The sequence below is a fragment of the Mucilaginibacter lutimaris genome (genome assembly GCF_042676625.1).
Taxonomy (GTDB): Bacteria; Bacteroidota; Bacteroidia; order Sphingobacteriales; family Sphingobacteriaceae; genus Mucilaginibacter; species Mucilaginibacter lutimaris.
In genome coordinates this window covers 22,837-40,678 of sequence record NZ_JBHTIA010000013.1, presented here as the reverse complement: position 1 = coordinate 40,678, position 17,842 = coordinate 22,837, and the positions used below count along the sequence as shown (strand labels likewise).

The window sequence follows — 17,842 nt, the reverse complement described above, 5'->3', positions numbered from 1 at the left end:
TTAGTATGCGGTATCGGCTTTATTAAGTTTTGGGTTTAAACATCAGTATGTTACCTGCGGTAATTTTATCGCCTTCGTTAGATATATACAGATTGCCATTGCTATCAAAAGCCATTCCTTCGGGCTGTAAAAAGGTTTTCCCGCTAATTGGGTAGGCCTGTAAAACGTTCCATTGGGCATCAAGCACAACTATTAATTTATTTACAGATGACAGTACATACCATTGTTTAGTTAGCGGGTTTTTAGCCAGGGCCGATGGGTGGAACTTAAGCTTGCTTTTGCCTATCAACGCTGCTATTTTTTGTACATCTATCGTGAAATTACCGCTTTTGGTTACGTTACCATCGCCGGCTACATCAAATATATAGCCATTGCATTCTTTGTTATGATCTTTACCGGCGCATTGTTTGCACAGCGCGTAAAGCTTACCGCCATCGGCATGTAAGCCCTCGTATTCGCCTGCCGGTAATATTTTTTTAAATTCTTTAACGCTGTTTATTTTGCCTGACTCAACCTCACTTAGCGGAAAGGTGAACAGCGACCCATCGCTGCGCAATATAGCGGCCTGGTTGTTTAATACGGCAACATCTTCGTAATCGCCGGGTTTGCCAAAGGTAGCCTGGTTAACCTTGCTATCGCCGGGGCTGAATGAAAAGATCTTTCCTTCCTCGTCCTGTTCGGCATAAATGGTGCTTGCGTCTCCGTTGTTAAAAGCTATACCCGAAATTTCGAGCAGGTCGCTCTGCATATCGTATTTTACAGGGTTGCTAAAATCGTAGGGTGCCGAAGCGTTATTGCTGGCCGTAGCGGTAATAGCGTCTTTTTTATTGGCCTTATGCGATTTTTTTTTATCCTGGCTGCACGATGAGCCGATGATACTGATCAGTAAAAGGGAAACTATAGCTGCTACTTTCATGTTATTCTGCTTTTAAATAATGATAAATTTCCTGCTGCGATTGTATCTGTTCGCCCGTTATATGAGGTTTGGCCTGGTTAAGGTTGGCATCTATTTCAACGGCCTGTACATTATCGTTCAGTTGTAAATTAACCATCGCGGTTAGTTGTTGTTTGATATGCGCATCATAAACAGGAAAGCAAACCTCTATGCGGTGATAGATATTACGGTTCATCCAGTCTGCCGACCCCATAAAAACTTCGGGGTTATCATTATTGTTAAATATAAAAATACGGCCATGCTCCAGGTAACGGTCAACGATCCGTTTTATGCTAATGTTTTCGCTCATATCTGCAACGCCCGGTACCAGGCAGCAAATCCCCCTGATAATAAGCCTAATGTTAACACCCGCCTGCGATGCTTCGTAGAGTTTATCTATCATTACCCGCTCTTCCAGGTTATTCATTTTAATAATGATGGAGGCGGGTTTGCCTTGTTTGGCAAATGCTATCTCACGGTCTATTAGGCTTAAAAACCCTTTTTGCAGGTTAAAGCCCGCCACAAACAACTGCTTAAAGTTTATCTGGTTGTCCTCTTTTGGTTTTACTCGTTTGGCCAGGAAAATAAACAGTAACTCAACCTCGCGCAGTATATCCGGGTTGGCGGTAAGCAAGATATGGTCGGTATAAAACCGGGCAGTGCCTTCGTTTAAATTACCTGTAGCCAAAAGGCCCGAGTAGTAAACGCGGTCGCCTTTACGGGTTTTTACCAGGGCAATTTTAGCATGCACCTTTAAAGCGGTTACGCTATATATGATACTTGCGCCGGCGTTTTTAAGTTTTTTGGCCCATTTTAGATTATTAGCCTCATCAAACCGGGCTTTTAACTCTACCACAACATTTACCCTTTTGCCATTTTTTGCCGCGCTTATAAGTGCGTTAACAATTTTTGAGTCGCTTGCTACACGGTATAGCGTAACATTTATTTCTTCAACATCGGGGTTGTTGGCTGCCTCGTTAAAAAAGCGCAATATGGTGTTGTACGATTGATATGGCGCGTTTACCAGCAAATCCTGCTTTTCAATAGCGTTTACCAAGGGTTGGTTGTTTGATATGGGCAGGTTTAGCGCCGGCCATTTATGGTAAAGCATTGCCGGGTTATTTACCGGGAAACTATAAAGATCCTTAAGGTTATGGTACCTGCCTCCCTGCACATTGCTCGCGTTTTCCAAACCCAGGTGCTGTACAATTAGTTGCAATATGCGCAGGGGCATATTTGCGGGATGTAAATAGCGCGTAGCAAGGCCATTATCGCGCTTTTGCAGTTGTTTTTCTATCTGTTCAGACAATTCGCCGGGGTACTCATCTTTGAGGTCGAGCTCGGCATCGCGGGTTATTTTAATGCTGTAGCAACCCACTATAGCCTGGGTTTTGAATAGCTTATCCAGATTAAACCGGATAATATCATCCAGAAAACAAATAAACTGCTCACCATCACATTGGGTAGAAAAGAAACGCGGCAGGTCATCTGATGGGATATTCAGCAGTACTAATTTTTCGCCATCAGCGTCGTTTAGCTGTATTACAAAGTAAAGTTTGTTATTCCCGGGGAAGAATGTTGTATCCTTGTTTAAAGCAACAGGCTGTAAAAAGGCTAAAACCTCCGACAAGAAATAGTCTGAAACCTCTTTTTCCAAACTTAACGGTAACTCCTCATTGTAAAGGAGTTTTATTTTGTTGGCTTTTAACTCAGGAATAAGTTGGGTGGTTAATATCTCGCCAAAGTGCTTTTGCTGCGTTAATACAGTGGCCATAGCCTCTTGCAGAATGGTTTCCTGTTCACCGGCGTTAATATCATTATCTTTTTTTTGGCCGATGTTTTTTAAAGCCCGAAGTACAGGCATGCGTACGCGGTAAAACTCATCCAAATTTGATGAGTATATGGACAGAAACCTGATGCGTTCTACAAGTGGAACAGTAGCAGAGGCGGCTTCATCAAGCACGCGGCCGTTAAAACTAAGCCAGCTTAAATCCCTGTTAAAGTATTTGGGGGTGGGCATGCTTATTTATGGTTGTTGTTATAAATAACCGATGCAATAATAAACGCAAATACGGCGGCAATTAAACCAAACATGAATATATTGTAGGCTATGCGCAGCAAGCGGTATTTTTTACCAAGCACTAAACCCTGGAAATACACATCCTTAATAAGGCTGCCATATAAAAACTCTTTGTCTTCCATCATTTTTACCATGCCGTAGTTGTAATCATCTAAAGGCATTTTATAAAAATTGCCAAAGAAGAGCAGGTTAACTTTTTTCTCATCCACATCGCTGCGCTGAAAGATACCTTCGGGAATAGAGGGGCGGGTAGCCAGTATAGAAAACGTCATGGCTAATAAGCTTATAGAAAGCAGTATAAAGGTTGGTATGGCTAAATACTCGTATTCGGTAAGTTTACGCAGCAATAAACTAATAACAGCCGACAGAATGATGGAATTAACTGTTATCATAATATGGGCTTTATTGTCCGCCATGTCGCTCAGTCGCTGATGATTGCTCGAGCTGATCCTGAACATGGTTTCTATACCTTTTTCAGGGCGTTCCTGTTTCTTCTTCTTTTTTTCTTCGGTTTCTACAGGTGCCGCTTTATCGTTCAGTTGCAGGGTGCGGTTAAATTTTTCGGTTTCCTTTTCGCTTTTTTCAACCACCTTGCTTTCATCGGCCGCTATTTTTTCTTGTAGGGCTTTAATATTGGCCAGCTTGCCATCATTTAATAACAATTGGGCGTAATCGGTATGGTAGTGATGTTCCTGTAAAAATTTAAGGCTTTTTTTACGCCATTCCTGTTTAGTTAGGTCGGGTTTGTATAACATTCTTACCTCTTTTAAAAGGCGTTTGTCGTTTTTGGCAAAATCATCGCTGCCCAAATGGAAAAGGTCGGCATCGCAAATGATCTTGTCTAAAAGGGTTGCCGGGCTTTGCGGCATCTTGGTAGCCATAATACACCCTTTTATATCGGCAATATCTGCTTCGGGCACATTGTGCTTTTGCAAAAAGTTTTCGGCCAGTACAGCGCTTTGGGCTTCGTGGTGCTGCATATCAACCATGTAACCCAGGTCGTGGAACCAGGCGGTAGCCTGCACTATAAAAAAGTCGCGGTCGTTAAGCTGGTAATGGTTGCCAATTTGCATGGCGGCCGCCACCATACCTTCTGTATGTTGTTTATCGTGATAAATTAGTTTATCATCGCCATGTGTTTTATAGTATGATAAAGCGTATTCCCTAATCTGGTGCAGTAACTCGGGGTAATTCATGATGTATGTTTAGATGTACGTTTTGTTAGGCTAACACATTTTTATTACCTGTGTTTTACCTATTACAGAGTAAATATTATTTACTTTGGTAAATATAAAATTAAATTTTTAGCTGTGCGCTCATGAGGTTCATCTGTAATAAATACTTTCTACCTGTATTTGTTGTTATTCAGTTTATTACAGTATTGGGGTGCAGTAATTTATGCCATGCCCAGAACCAAATTCAACAGTTTGATGACAGAATAATGCTTGACCTGCAGGCGAACCGCACACCCGCGCAAACAGATGTGATGCTGTTCTTGTCGCGCACCTATAAATATGGTGATGTGGGTGTACCGGCCGCCTTATTGGTAGGTGGCATTATTACCAACGACAGTAAAATGCGCCAAAACTCGCTGTACATTGCAAGCAGCACGGCCATTTCTTACGGGGTAATGCTCTTATTAAAGCACCTGGTGAAACGCCCGCGGCCATTTGTGCAAAATATAAATATTGTACCTGTTTACAGGGCCAGCAGTACATCGTTCCCATCGGGGCATGCGGCAAGTACATTTTCTACCGCAATGGCACTATCAAATGCGTATCCCAAATGGTATGTTATAGCGCCTTCTTTTTTGTGGGCGGGATCGGTAAGTTATTCGCGCAGTTACCTTGGGGTACATTACCCTACCGATGTTACTGCCGGTGCATCTCTTGGGGTAGGCACAGCCTTGTTATTACAGGGCATAAAGCATTAGCCATTATAAGGTAATGTTATACAGGTACTTTCGGTATAAAGTCATAAAGAACAATTTGTAAGTTTAACCAGTTAATATATTAGTTAAATTTGCTTTAAATTTTGGCGCGGTTTTAACGCCGTTTACGCATACATGAATCTTAAACCCTTTGCAGATAGTCCGTTCCAGATCCGAATATCATTCCACGCGTTGATAGACCGGTTAAAAGAACAAGCCGCTTTAAATAACGGGGCGCGGTCTGCACTTGCGCAAGAAATACTGAACGAGGTTGCGCCCTATCCCGAACTTATAGAGGGAATGACCGATGCGGCACAGATAGAAGCACATGCTGGTCTTATTAAACGCCTCACTGCAGATATTTTCCCCGAGGTATTAACCAACAACGAAATAAAAGCTATTACCGTTCCTTTTCAGGAACTGCTTTTTAACCAAAGCGCGCGCCTGCAAAAAATATTGGAAGAAGCGGGGGACGCTTTTGATATAACCATAAGGGATTTTACCGATCACCAGATATATGTTAACAGCTGCTGTATTGTCCTGAATGAGTTTTATGGTACCAGCTTCAATTTTTCGCGCCCATGGTTTTATGACATCCCCGATGCCCGCGGCGTTATGAAATATTACCGCATATTGTACAATGCGGATTTTATGGATATTGAGCCAACACCGGATGCGCCTGTGCTTACACCTGCTGATATTGAACTGCTGCGCGATAATTATAATGACCTGGCCCTTTGGAAGAAATATTTCCCCGAAGGCAGCTGGATATTGAAGGGCTTTGCTATCATAAACCTGTTTGACGCTACTGTAGAGAACGCTGTATCGTCATTAAAGGGTACGCTGTTGGGCGCCGGTTATGGCGCCGACCTGAGAACCACGGTTATTGAAGTTTTCCGGTCTATTTATAAGTTGCCCGAGCTTAGGGTGGGCTTTACGTCCTTTAACGATTCAGAGAACACATTTTCTAAAGCTACCTTTAACCCCGAAATAAAAAGCTTTTTGCTGGCCGACGATACAGAGGAGCAATGCTTTGATGATATTTGTGTGCGCTGGCTGGTACAACTGGTAGAAGAACGCACCTATTTCGCCGTATCAGATATTCCTAAGTTTTTACAAGAGGAGCCCGAGAATATCATGGCACAGCGCTTTGTGAACCAGGGTATACAGAGTATGATACTGGCACCTGTTGTTAAGAACGGGCACCTGTTAGGCATTATCGAACTGGTATCAAGCCATGTAGGCGAATTAAACAGCATCAATGCAAATCAGTTAGAGATTGTGATGCCGTACATTACCGATACTATTGATAAGCAATACACCAATATGCAAAACCAGGTGCAGGCACTTATACAGGACGAGTATACCACCATACACCCAAGTGTTTACTGGAAATTTAAAAAGGAAGCGATAAAATACCTTAACAGCAGGGCGCAGAAAAAGACTTATACCTTGAAGGAGGTAAGTTTTCATGATGTTTACCCGCTTTATGGCCAAATAGATATCAAGGGTTCGTCAGATACCCGTAATTTCAGCGTGCAACTCGATCTGCAGGAACAACTGACCGCGCTTATCCCTATTGTGGAGCACTTGAAAGGCCAGATCAATGATAGCAACCTGGAGCAAAATATTAGGAACCTGCAGGAATTGGTGATGGATGTACAAAGCTCGCTCCGTGCCGATACCGAGCAGCATATCCAAAACTACCTCGAAACCCATATTAATCCTTTATTACGGGAAGCATGCGACCTGCCTGTAAGGGACAAGGCTGCCATAGACAGATATTTTGCACGTACCGACAAACAGGGCGATTTTCACCAGCACCGCCGCAAGTACGAAACAACGGTATCGCTAATAAACGAAAAGATGGCCCACTTGCTGGACCGGGCGCAGTTACAGGCACAAGAGGCTTACCCTCATTATTTTGAGCGCTTTAAAACCGATGGGATAGAGCATAATTTATACATTGGCGCATCTATAGCGCCGGGTAAGCCTTTTGATATTAATTACTTATATAATTTGCGCTTATGGCAAATACAGGTGCTTTGCGAAATGGAGTTAGAGCACCGTTTTATGCGCGATAGCTTGCCATACCCGCTTGATGTAACCTCGATGATATTGGTGTTTAACCTGCCAATGTCTATCCGCTTCCGTATGGATGAAAAGCGTTTTGATGTGGATGGTACCTACAACGCCCGTTTCGAGATAGTTAAAAAACGTATAGATAAGGCCTTTGTTAAAGGCACTACCGACCGCTTAACTACCGTTGGTAAACTGACCATTGTTTACTCCAACCACGATGAAGAAGTAGAGTATCTTAACTATATACGTTTTCTGCAAACCAAAAATATGCTCGAGAGCGAAGTGGAATTGGTTGACGTTGAAGACTTGCAGGGGGTATCGGGCTTAAAAGCGATACGCGTTAAAATTTGTTACAATACCAGCCTGCCTGTCCGTAAGTTTTATACCTATACCGAACTGGTGCAGGAAGGTACTACCCTTGCAATGTAGTTTTCTTACCCTCCGTAAGTTTTAATTTATACTTTTGCGTTGTGAAACTGCTTTGCATCTTATTTTCATTTGTAATTGTACTGCTATCTGTTAAGCCCTGCTGTACCGATAGTAATTGCGATGCGGCAGCAAAAAAGGAATTGCCCGGCAAAGCTAAGGCTAACGATTGCGGGGGCTGTTCGCCATTTTTTTCATGCGGTACCTGCGCGGGTTTTACCATTAACAAAACAACCGCTATTATTTTGGCTGTAAACCCAATAAAAGCGGCCCGCGCATATCCGGTTTACCGGCAGCCAAATGTTAAAGATGTGGTACTTGCTATTTGGCAACCCCCTAAATTAGGTTAATACACTATTGGCCTCCCCGGCCTTAAGCAAAGTATTAATCCTAATCACCAAACATGAAAAAACTTATTGTGCTTTTTACGGCACTTCTTTATACTGCTACGGCTTATTCTCAAAATATATTTAAAGCCATTTTAAAAGATGCGGCTACCAACCAACCATTAATTGGCGCCACAGCCATGCTAAAAGGTACTGCTGTTGCCGGAGCTACCGATACCTCGGGCCTTGTTACGCTAACTGATATCCCCAATGGCAAACAGGTGGTTGTTTTTGCATACGTGGGTTACGCTAACCGGGTAGATACGCTGTTTTTCCCCCTTATACAGCAGCAGCCTATGCAGGTATCCCTAAAAGCCGAAGAGAACGAATTGAACGAGGTTGTGGTTGCGGCAACCCGGAGCAGCCGTACCATTGCCAATATACCTACCAGGGTTGAGGTGATATCCGGCGAGGAACTGGATGAAAAAAGCAACATGAAACCCGGCGATATCCGCATGGTGCTGGCAGAGAGTACAGGCATACAAACACAGCAAACATCTGCTACAAGTGGTAACTCAAGCATCCGCATACAGGGGCTTGATGGTAAATACACGCAGATCATCCGCGATGGGTTTCCATTATACTCCGGTTTTTCGGGCGGCCTTGGGCTTTTGCAGATTGCACCGTTAGACCTTAAGCAGGTAGAGGTTATTAAAGGCTCGTCGTCTACCTTATATGGTGGTGGTGCCATTGCCGGGTTGGTTAACCTGGTATCTAAAACGCCCACACCAGAGCGCCAGCTAAACTTACTGCTTAACGGTACATCAGCTCTAGGTTTGGATGCCAGTATATTTTACGCCGAAAGGTTTAAAAAGACCGGCGCAACAGTTTACGCGGCTTATAATCACGGTACGGCTTATGACCCGTCAGGCACCGATCTTACAGCTATTCCCAAATTCAACAGATACACACTTAATCCAAAGCTGTTCTTTTATTTTAATCATAAAACCACGCTTACGGCCGGTGTAAACGCCACCATAGAGAACCGCATAGGCGGAGATCTGCATTACATACAAGGCGACAACGACCCCGCGCACTCGTATTTCGAAGAAAACAAAACCGGCCGTTACAGCACACAGGCTGAGTTGGTGCATAACATGACCGCCAATCAAAAATTGGTTTTAAAAAACAGCGTAAGCTTTTATGACCGTACCATTAACCTTCCCGGCTATCGTTTTTCGGGTGATCAGCTATCTACCTACTCTGAGGCGAACTATGTGGTCAATAATGATAGAACCGACTGGGTGTTTGGACTAAATTTGCTGACGGATAAATTTAACGAGGACCGTAACAGTAACTTTCCGCTGCGCAGTTATCAAAACAATACCGTGGGCGGCTTTATTCAAAACACCTGGAATGTAAGTAAAGCGTTCACGCTCGAAACCGGCATCCGCGGCGATTATCATAACCAATACGGTTTTATGTTTTTGCCCAAACTGTCCGGCTTGTGGAAGATCAATTCCAATTTTTCTACCCGTTTAGGCGGCGGCCTGGGATACAAAGGTCCGAATGTATTTACAGAGGATGCCGAACGTATTCAGTTTCGTAACGTGTTGCCCTTAAACGTAGCCGGCACAAAAGCCGAGCGCTCGTACGGTGCCAACTACGATATTAACTACCGCACAGCTATATTAGATAATAAAGGCAGTTTTAGCATTAACCAGCTGTTCTTTTACACCCGTATCGATCGCCCTATACTGCTTACCGCATTAGCAAACGGTAACCTGCAGTACCAACAGCCATCCGGTGATTTAAATACCAAGGGTATGGAAACCAATGTGAAAATAACATATGCCAACTTTAAATTATTTGTAGGTTATACATACGCCGATGTTACGCAACATACGGGCAACACAATTAGCGGCTATACGCTTGTATCAAAACACCGTCTTAACAATGTACTGATGTATGAAATAGAAGATAAATGGAAGATAGGGGCAGAGGCATATTATTTTAGTCCGCAAAGGTTAAACGATGGCAAAACCGGCAAAGCCTACTGGACAACAGGCTTAATGGCAGAGCGGATATGGAAACGCTTTTCGGTTTTTATTAATTTTGAGAACCTAACAGATACCCGCCAAACCAGGTTTGATACTATTTACACCGGCAGCATCAATAACCCCGTGTTCAGGGATATTTACGCCCCACTGGACGGTTTTGTAGTGAATGGCGGGATTAAGCTGAAACTTTAAACTTTTGTATTAAAATGATGTTTGAAAATATAAAGTTTTATTTCTGCGTTATGTTATTAAGCCGTAAGTTTTCCCCGTAATGATTAATTCACCCACCCGTTTAAGCAGCGAAGAGTTATTGGATATTTTATCCCTATCTGAAAACGCCACGGCAATTTATACTTCCGAAGATATTATTATCCAGAGCGCTAACGATGCCATGCTCCGTTTTTGGGGTAAAGACAAAAGCGTAATAGGCCTCCCTCTGTTAAAAGCGGTACCCGTGTTAGAAGGGCAGCAGTTTATTGATATGCTGAAAAGGGTTTGGCTAACCGGTAGTACCATAGAAGGGGTTGATGCCCCGGCCGAACTGGATATAGATGGTGAAGTGAGGACATCATATTATGATTTTGCATATCGCGCTATCTTAAACCCCGACGGTAGCACGCGCTGTATATTACACACCGCTACGGATGTTACCGACAGGTTTTTAAGCCAGCAGCGTGTTGCCGAGATGAACGAAGAGGTGGCTGCTGTAAACCAGGCACTATCTGACACTAACCAGCAGCTGGTAGAAACAAATCACGAACTGGCCGAATCGCAGGAAACACTTATACTTTTAAATAATAACCTTACCGAGAGCGAAACCCAACTGCAATTTGCAATCGATGCCGCCAGCCTTGGTACCTGGGACCTTGACCCGAGAACTAACAAATTTTCGGGAAACGACAGGCTTAAATTGTGGTTTGGCTTAAAACCCGAAGACCAGATACCCTTAACAAAAGCTACTGATGTAATTGCCTCTAACGACAGGTTAAGGGTGATAGCCGCGATACAGCAGGCCATGCAATATTCATCTGGCGGTGGGTACGATATTGAATACACCATTATTAACCCTATAACACAAATACCACGTGTTGTAAAAGCAAAAGGTAAAGCGCTTTTTAATATAGATAGCGAGGTGATACGCTTTAGCGGCACATTGCAGGATATTACCGATGAGCGCCACGCCCGCGAACAACTTATAGATACCAACCAGCGGTTGGAGCTTGCATTAGATGCGGGTAAATTTGGCTCTTATGACCTGGAGCTGGAAACCGGCATTATGTTTTGCACCGCGCAGTGTAAGCAAAATTTTGGCTGGCCTTTAGATAAGCCGTTCAACTTCCCCGATTTAATGACGGTGATACTGCCCGAATGCCGAAAATATGTAGAGCAGCAGGTTGGTAATGCTATAACGCACAACTCTGTTTACAATGCCGAGTACCAGATAGCCCTGCCCGATGGTACCAGGCGCTGGATAGCGGCCGCCGGCAAACCACGTTATAACGAGCAGGGCAAGCCTGTTAGAATGGTAGGGGTAACTTACGATATTACCGAAAATAAAACCAACGAACAGCGTAAGGATGATTTCATAAGCATTGCAAGCCACGAGCTTAAAACGCCCATAACAAGTTTAAAAGCAGCGTTACAATTGCTTGATAAGATGAAAGAGAACCCATCTCCTAAAATGTTACCCAAACTTATTGAACAAAGCAACCGAAGTATGGATAAAATAAGCAGCCTGATTGAGGACCTGCTTAACGTAAGCCGTATGAACGAGGGGCAATTACACCTTAACAAATCAATTTTTAACCTGGCCGATATGCTAAACCACTGTTGTAACGACGTTAGGGCGACCGGCAAGTACGATCTGATATTTGAGGGTAACACAGATTTGGAGGTTTTTGCCGATGAACACAGGATAGACCAGGTGGTAATAAACCTTGTAAATAACGCGGTTAAATATGCCCCAAATTCCCGCGAAATTTATTTGATCGTTTCTAAAGAAGGCGCGATGGCAAAAATATCAGTTAAAGACAAGGGGCCCGGTATCGCACCGGAAAAATTACCTCATTTATTTGACCGTTATTATCGTGCCGATTACTCCGGCATCCAGTACTCGGGCCTTGGCCTTGGCTTGTATATTTGTTCGGAAATTGTGCGTAAACATAAAGGGCAAATTGGCGCCGAAAGCGAGCTGGGTAAAGGGAGTACGTTTTGGTTTACATTACCACTCTGAGTTTTATAAAAATTTATAACTATAATAGTTGTGGGCCGTATAATTGGCGAAATTTTTGTTTGAGTTTTTTGATTAAATTTTTGAAAAACATTAAACGTTGCACATTTTTAGATGATACATAATTAATGATTTATCCGAGCCAATTTAGCAGCGACCAACTGCTGGAAATACTGACCCAGGCAAAAACAGCCACTGCCATACATAGTACAGATGAAATGATCATTGAAACAGCTAATGATGCAATGATCGCGATTTGGGGTAAAGACAAATCTGTAATAGGTAAACCTATTGAAGAGGCACTGCCGGAATTAAAAGGCCAGCCATTTTTAGGCATGTTGCAAAGCGTGCTGCATACAGGGCAAACCATATCGGGCAGCGATACCCGTGCCGACCTGGTTGTAAATGGGCAACTACAACCTTTTTATTTTGATTTTGAATATAAAGCTATTACCAACGCCGAAGGCCAGGTAATTTGTGTTTTACATACCGCTGTTGATGTTACTGAGCGATACCTGGGCCGCCAGCGCGAAATGGAACTGGAAGCCGAACTACAGGCTGCAAATGAAGAGTTGGCATCAACCAATGAGGAGTTAGCCGCCTCTAACGAGGAGCTTGGCGCATCTAATGAAGAACTGGCCTCAACTATAGAAGAACTTACGGTTACAAATGAAGAGCTTGCCGAATCTCAGGCGGTGTTGCAGTCCATGAACATCTCTCTGGCCGAAAGCGAGTCGAGGTTCAGGAACATGATAGCCCAGGCGCCGGTTGGTATTTGTATTGTCCGCGCCGGCGATTTAATGATACAGGAGGTGAATAATGCCTATCTGGAACTGGTTGGCAGGCAGCGCGCGGATATGGAGAACCGCACCATTTGGGAGGCCATGCCACAAGCGGCACCGGTTTACGCGCCTGTCATGAACGAAGTAATAAATTCCGGTATAGCTTTTCATGCCAGCGAACACGAATTTACCTTTACACGTAATGGCCAAACCGAACAGGTATTTGTAAATTTTGTATACGAACCGGTAACATATGCCGATGGTGTAATGAAAGCGATTATGGTTATAGCCTTTGAGGTTACCGACCAGGTTTTGGCCCGCCGTAAAATAGAGCAAAGCGAAAACAGGCTAAATAGCATGGTAATGACGGCGCCAATTGGTATGACCGTTTTACGGGGGCGCGACCTGATCATTGAGATCGCCAATGACCCCATGTATGAGATATGGGGCCGCACACCGCAACAGGTTTTAGGTAAAAAACTGATGGACGTGTTTCCTGAAATTGCCGACCAGCCCTTCCCCAAAATGCTGCAGGATGTATTTACAACCCGCAAGCGCTTAGCTATACCCGAAATGGCTGTAAAGTTAATGACACCGCTTGGTGAGGTAAATTATATAATTGACTTTGCGTACGATCCCTTATTTGACTTAGATGGAAATGTAGAAGCTATTTTAACAACGGTTACAAACATTACCGACCAGGTGAACGCCCGCGAAGAACTGCAAAAAGCGCGGGATACGTTAAAACAAGCTATAGATTCTGCCGAAATGGGTACATGGTCGGTACAGTTAAGTACCGACGAGCTGACAGTGTCTGAACAAGGCAGAAAAATGCACGGACTTACAAATGATGCCAAATTAACGCTGAAAGAATCTTTAAAGCTAATAGCGCCAGAGCATTTAGACAGGGTAAAAAATGCCATACAAATGGCTATTGAAACCAACCAAAGCTTTGATGTGGAATATATAATAAACCCTGCGGATGGAAGCAAATCGAGATGGCTAAAGTCCACAGGTAAGGCTTATTACAGCGACGATAATAGGCCCGAAAGTATTGCCGGTACCATGATAGATATTACCGAAAGCAAAGCCTACGACCAGCAAAAAGACGATTTTATCAGTATTGCCAGCCATGAACTTAAAACGCCAGTTACCAGCCTTAAGGCAGCACTACAGCTGATGGACAGAATGAAAGAAAAGGAAGATCTTTCAACTCAGATAATGGCTAAGCTAATTGAGCAATGCAACCGCAGCATGGATAAGATAAGTACCCTTATTGAGGACCTGCTTAACCTTAGCCGGATGAACGAAGGACAACTAAAACTCGATAAATCAAATTTTAACATTGCCGATCTGTTGGCAAATTGTTGCAACCATGTGCGTGCTTCAGGTAAGCACGAGCTAATTACTACAGGGGATAAAAGTTTAAACGTTTTTGCCGATGAACACCGTGTAGACCAGGTTATTGTTAATATGGTAAACAACGCTGTTAAATACGCACCAAATTCCAAAGAGATAGTATTTAAAATAGAAAAAAAAGGTACGGCGGTTAAAATATCTGTTAAAGATACCGGACCGGGTATTTCCCCAGAAAAACTTTCGCACTTGTTTGAGCGTTATTACCGTACAGATGCGTCGGGTTATCAAAATTCTGGTTTGGGTTTAGGCCTGTACATCAGCGCCGAAATTGTACGCAAGCACGGTGGCGAGATTGGGGTAGACAGTGAATTAGGAAAAGGGAGTACATTTTGGTTTACATTACCATTAAAATAACCCCGGCATATAAGATGACTCTTCCAATACCATTTAGTATATTTTAGTGGTTACATTTATATCTTTATAATTAAATATTTGAGCAGCACCTTTTCATACCCGATACCCGAGAACGAAACCGAACGGTTGGCTTCTTTAGCTTCTTATAACTTACTTGATACCAGCCCCGAAGAAGACTTTGACGAACTGACATTACTGGCATCAGAAATTTGCCAAACGCCTATAGCCTTAATAAGTTTAATTGACGGGAGGCGGCAATGGTTTAAATCTAAATATGGTGTAGAGTTAAGCGAAACACCAAAGGAATTTGCCTTTTGCACGCACACCATAGTTAATAAAAAAGATATCCTGGTTGTGAAAGATGCCCGTAAAGACGAGCGTTTTGCAACTAACCCATTGGTTACAGGTGATGAAAATGTAGTGTTTTATGCCGGTGTGCCTCTGGTTAACGAAGATGGCTACGCATTAGGTTCGTTGTGTGTAATCGATCATAAACCCAAACATCTTAATGATAAGCAACTAAAAGCTTTACATGTAATTGGCAAGCAGGTTTTAAACCAAATGGAGTTGCGCCGTAAAATAGCTAAACTGCAAAAAAGTAATGAGGACCTGCTCGAAGCTAATATGTTCATTCAAAAATTTGCTTCTACCGCGGCACATGATATTAAAAACCCGCTCAGCAGTATTTTACTTACTTCGCAGGCCTTACAACTACGTCTGCAAAATACCGGCGATCATAAAAGCCGCAGCCTTGCAGGCTTAACAATCAACGCGTCTAAACGCCTGCTTACATTGCTTGATGGTATGCTCAACTATTCAACACAGCCATCTACATTGCTATCAAAGCAGGAGACTTTAAAGCTGAATGTGCTTTTAAAAAACGTAGTTGAACTGGTTGATGTGCCCGCAAATATCACTGTAAACCTGCCCCGTAACGAACACGAGCTAACCTGCTCAGCTGTAGCGCTTGAACAGATATTTTTGAATCTGCTTACCAATGCCGTTAGGTATAACGATAAACAAGCCGGAATTGTAAGCATTCTGTTTAAAGAGGATAATAATACTTATCATTTTAAAGTTTCTGATAACGGTATGGGTATTGCCGAGAAAGATCTTACTAAGATCTTCGAGAAAGATGTTACCCTGAATACTTTAGATCGTTTCAACAAAAAAGGTAACGGACTTGGCCTTTATACCGTAAAGCTACTGGTAGAAAAACTCGGCGGTACTATTTATGCAGAGTCAAAGGTAGGCGAGGGGGCTGTGTTTGTGTTCTCTGTCAAAAAATATATGCTGGCAGATATTGGCGATACAGTTAGCCTTTCAAACCGGCAATAACCTCATCCAACAGTTTATTGAATGCATTTGGGTTTTCTACCATTGGGAAATGGCCGGTATCATGCACTATCAATAGTTTAAAGGGAATCTTTTTAGCCACAAGCCCGGTAGTATCTGTAGGCTGGTAATCGCTATTGATGAGGTATAGCTTCTTTTTAGCTTTTAAAAGGGCTGTAACATCATTAAAGTTATCCCATTCCTGAGTAGCGATGGCAACGGCAGAGTCGGTATGGGTAACATCATTTAAGATCCTGTTCCTGATGGCCTGGCTGGTGGTCTTATAAAACAACCCCTGGTTAAACCAATCTATTGCAACTTTTTTGAAATCTTTCTTCATGGCGGCTATGGCTTTGGCATACTCCTGTTTGTCTTTCACACTATCTGCAGAAGCTATCCCAACCGATTTAAAGTTATCAACGCCTACAAGTGCAAGCACATGCCCGGGTTCATCAACACAGCCTTGTAAAACAATGTTCCCGGCCATAGAGTGCCCAACCAATACTACATTTTTAAGCCCAAGCTGGTTTATAACATTTTTAATATCCTGCCCGTAAGCCACGGTGTTCCATTTGGTCCTGTTCTTACCCGATTTGCCAAAGCCGGGCAAATCAATAGTAACCACCCTATACTTTTTGCTAAAATAGGCCACCTGGTTTGCCCAGTAAGTTTTATTAATTGCCCAGCCATGTACAAAAAGCAGTGTGGTATCGCCTTTGCCGGTGTCTGTATAATCTATTCTTACGCCATTGCTCACCAGGCTAACATTTGAGGTGAGGTTGATCTTTTTCTGCGGTGAATTACAAGCAAAAATAAAAGCGAATAAAAATGCTAAAGGTAGCAGGTGTAAAGTTTTCATCGTGTAGGCTTTGTGTAATACAACGTTAGCGCAAAAAAATCAAAATAGTTACTACACGGCTATCGTTTAACTTATTTTAACATTTTAGTCCCACACGATGTACCACTTACCTTCGTCGTTTTTGGCGTAGCTTAAGCCATCGCTCATCTGGTAAACATCACGCCCTTCGGTAGGGTTAAAATAATTTTTACGTTCGTATATCCTTATGCCGCCGTTTTCGTGTTGTAAAAACACAAGCAGCGCGTTCATAGACGGGCCTATCTCGTGCAGCCACTGGGCGTCGCCCTCTTTTACAAATGCAGAACTCATAATACTTTATTTTAATTGTTTATAACACTTTCCATGCCGAAAACCTGTTAAATGCTATAGATGGAACAGCTAAGTTTTTTTGATGGGGGAGGGCAGGCCCCGAAACTTCCTTCCGAACTGATGGATTATCGCCCTGGCTTTTTTACCCGGGATGAAAGTGATGACCTGATGCAGAGGTTAAAGGCCACTATACAATGGAAGCAGGAAACCATCCAGATGTATGGCCGGTTGCTTAACACCCCAAGGCTAACGGCATGGTATGGCGATAATAGCAAGACATATGCCTTTAGCGGCAAAAAATACGACCCGTATCCCTGGACACCCGAATTACTGTTGATTAAGCAAAGAGTTGATGAAGCCGCCGGTATAACGTTTAACAGCGTTCTGCTGAACGATTATCGTAATGGCAATGATTCGGTAGCCTGGCATGCCGATGATGAGCCTGAACTCGGTTTAAACCCAATTATAGCATCGGTAAGTTTTGGGCAGGTGCGCCGGTTTGACGTAAGGCATAAACAAAACCATAAGCTCAAATATTCGGTTGAACTGGAGCATGGTTCACTGCTGATCATGAAAGGCGACCTTCAGCATAACTGGGAGCATCAGGTGCCAAAATCTACCAAAGCGATAAAAGAAAGAATCAACCTTACATTCAGGGTAATTAGTTAACAGTGACATATTGACAGCGGTTTTAAACTGTGATTTTGTATTAACTA

At 43.1% G+C, this 17,842-nt stretch carries 13 protein-coding genes; 8 read left to right on the top strand and 5 right to left on the bottom strand.

From position 1 onward, the window contains the following. Positions 1-22 precede the first annotated feature (22 nt). Genes ACFQZI_RS18130 through ACFQZI_RS18120 form a run of 3 tightly spaced genes read right to left on the bottom strand, consistent with a single transcriptional unit; the run spans position 23 to position 4,210 of the window. Positions 23-916 carry an SdiA-regulated domain-containing protein gene (locus tag ACFQZI_RS18130; protein WP_377145026.1) on the bottom strand — a complete coding sequence of 298 codons (894 nt, stop codon included), beginning with the start codon at positions 914-916 and terminating at the stop codon, positions 23-25. A 1-nt stretch (position 917) separates the two neighbouring features. Next, positions 918-2,954, bottom strand: coding sequence for a polyphosphate kinase 1 (gene ppk1 / locus ACFQZI_RS18125; RefSeq protein WP_377145024.1), 2,037 nt, complete (start codon positions 2,952-2,954; stop codon positions 918-920). A gap of 2 nt (positions 2,955-2,956) precedes the next feature. Beyond that, the gene (locus ACFQZI_RS18120; RefSeq protein WP_377145023.1) at positions 2,957-4,210 is read right to left on the bottom strand and encodes a Pycsar system effector family protein; all 1,254 of its coding nucleotides are present in this window, start codon (positions 4,208-4,210) and stop codon (positions 2,957-2,959) included. 122 nt (positions 4,211-4,332) lie between these two features. Here ACFQZI_RS18120 and ACFQZI_RS18115 point away from each other — a divergent pair, with 122 nt between their 5' ends. From ACFQZI_RS18115 to ACFQZI_RS18085, 7 genes are all read left to right on the top strand, one after another. Then, positions 4,333-4,947, top strand: coding sequence for a phosphatase PAP2 family protein (locus tag ACFQZI_RS18115; protein WP_377145021.1), 615 nt, complete (start codon positions 4,333-4,335; stop codon positions 4,945-4,947). Positions 4,948-5,079: 132 nt separating this feature from the next. Continuing rightward, on the top strand, positions 5,080-7,455 hold the full coding sequence (locus ACFQZI_RS18110; RefSeq protein ID WP_377145019.1) for a GAF domain-containing protein: 2,376 nt from the start codon (positions 5,080-5,082) through the stop codon (positions 7,453-7,455). Positions 7,456-7,496: 41 nt separating this feature from the next. Continuing rightward, a complete protein-coding gene (locus ACFQZI_RS18105) occupies positions 7,497-7,802 on the top strand; it encodes a DUF6660 family protein (protein ID WP_377145017.1) in 306 nt (101 codons plus the stop codon). A gap of 53 nt (positions 7,803-7,855) precedes the next feature. Beyond that, entirely contained in the window at positions 7,856-10,030 is a 2,175-nt protein-coding gene (locus tag ACFQZI_RS18100; RefSeq protein ID WP_377145015.1) for a TonB-dependent receptor, read from the top strand. Between the two features lie 79 nt (positions 10,031-10,109). Beyond that, positions 10,110-12,071 (top strand): ATP-binding protein, encoded by a 1,962-nt coding sequence (locus tag ACFQZI_RS18095; protein WP_377145014.1) that lies wholly within the window; start codon positions 10,110-10,112, stop codon positions 12,069-12,071. Between the two features lie 125 nt (positions 12,072-12,196). Further along, complete coding sequence (locus ACFQZI_RS18090; protein ID WP_377145012.1) at positions 12,197-14,623, top strand: PAS domain S-box protein; 2,427 nt, start codon at positions 12,197-12,199, stop codon at positions 14,621-14,623. Between the two features lie 78 nt (positions 14,624-14,701). Next, positions 14,702-15,961 (top strand): sensor histidine kinase, encoded by a 1,260-nt coding sequence (locus ACFQZI_RS18085; protein WP_377145010.1) that lies wholly within the window; start codon positions 14,702-14,704, stop codon positions 15,959-15,961. Here the strand turns inward: ACFQZI_RS18085 and ACFQZI_RS18080 are convergent. Then, complete coding sequence (locus ACFQZI_RS18080) at positions 15,939-16,817, bottom strand: alpha/beta fold hydrolase (protein WP_377145008.1); 879 nt, start codon at positions 16,815-16,817, stop codon at positions 15,939-15,941. The genes ACFQZI_RS18085 and ACFQZI_RS18080 overlap by 23 nt on opposite strands. Positions 16,818-16,901: 84 nt before the next feature. Then, the gene (locus ACFQZI_RS18075; RefSeq protein ID WP_377145006.1) at positions 16,902-17,126 is read right to left on the bottom strand and encodes a hypothetical protein; all 225 of its coding nucleotides are present in this window, start codon (positions 17,124-17,126) and stop codon (positions 16,902-16,904) included. A 60-nt stretch (positions 17,127-17,186) separates the two neighbouring features. Between ACFQZI_RS18075 and ACFQZI_RS18070 the strand changes: the two genes are divergently transcribed. Further along, entirely contained in the window at positions 17,187-17,795 is a 609-nt protein-coding gene (locus tag ACFQZI_RS18070; protein WP_377145004.1) for an alpha-ketoglutarate-dependent dioxygenase AlkB family protein, read from the top strand. The last annotated feature ends 47 nt before the right edge of the window (positions 17,796-17,842 follow it).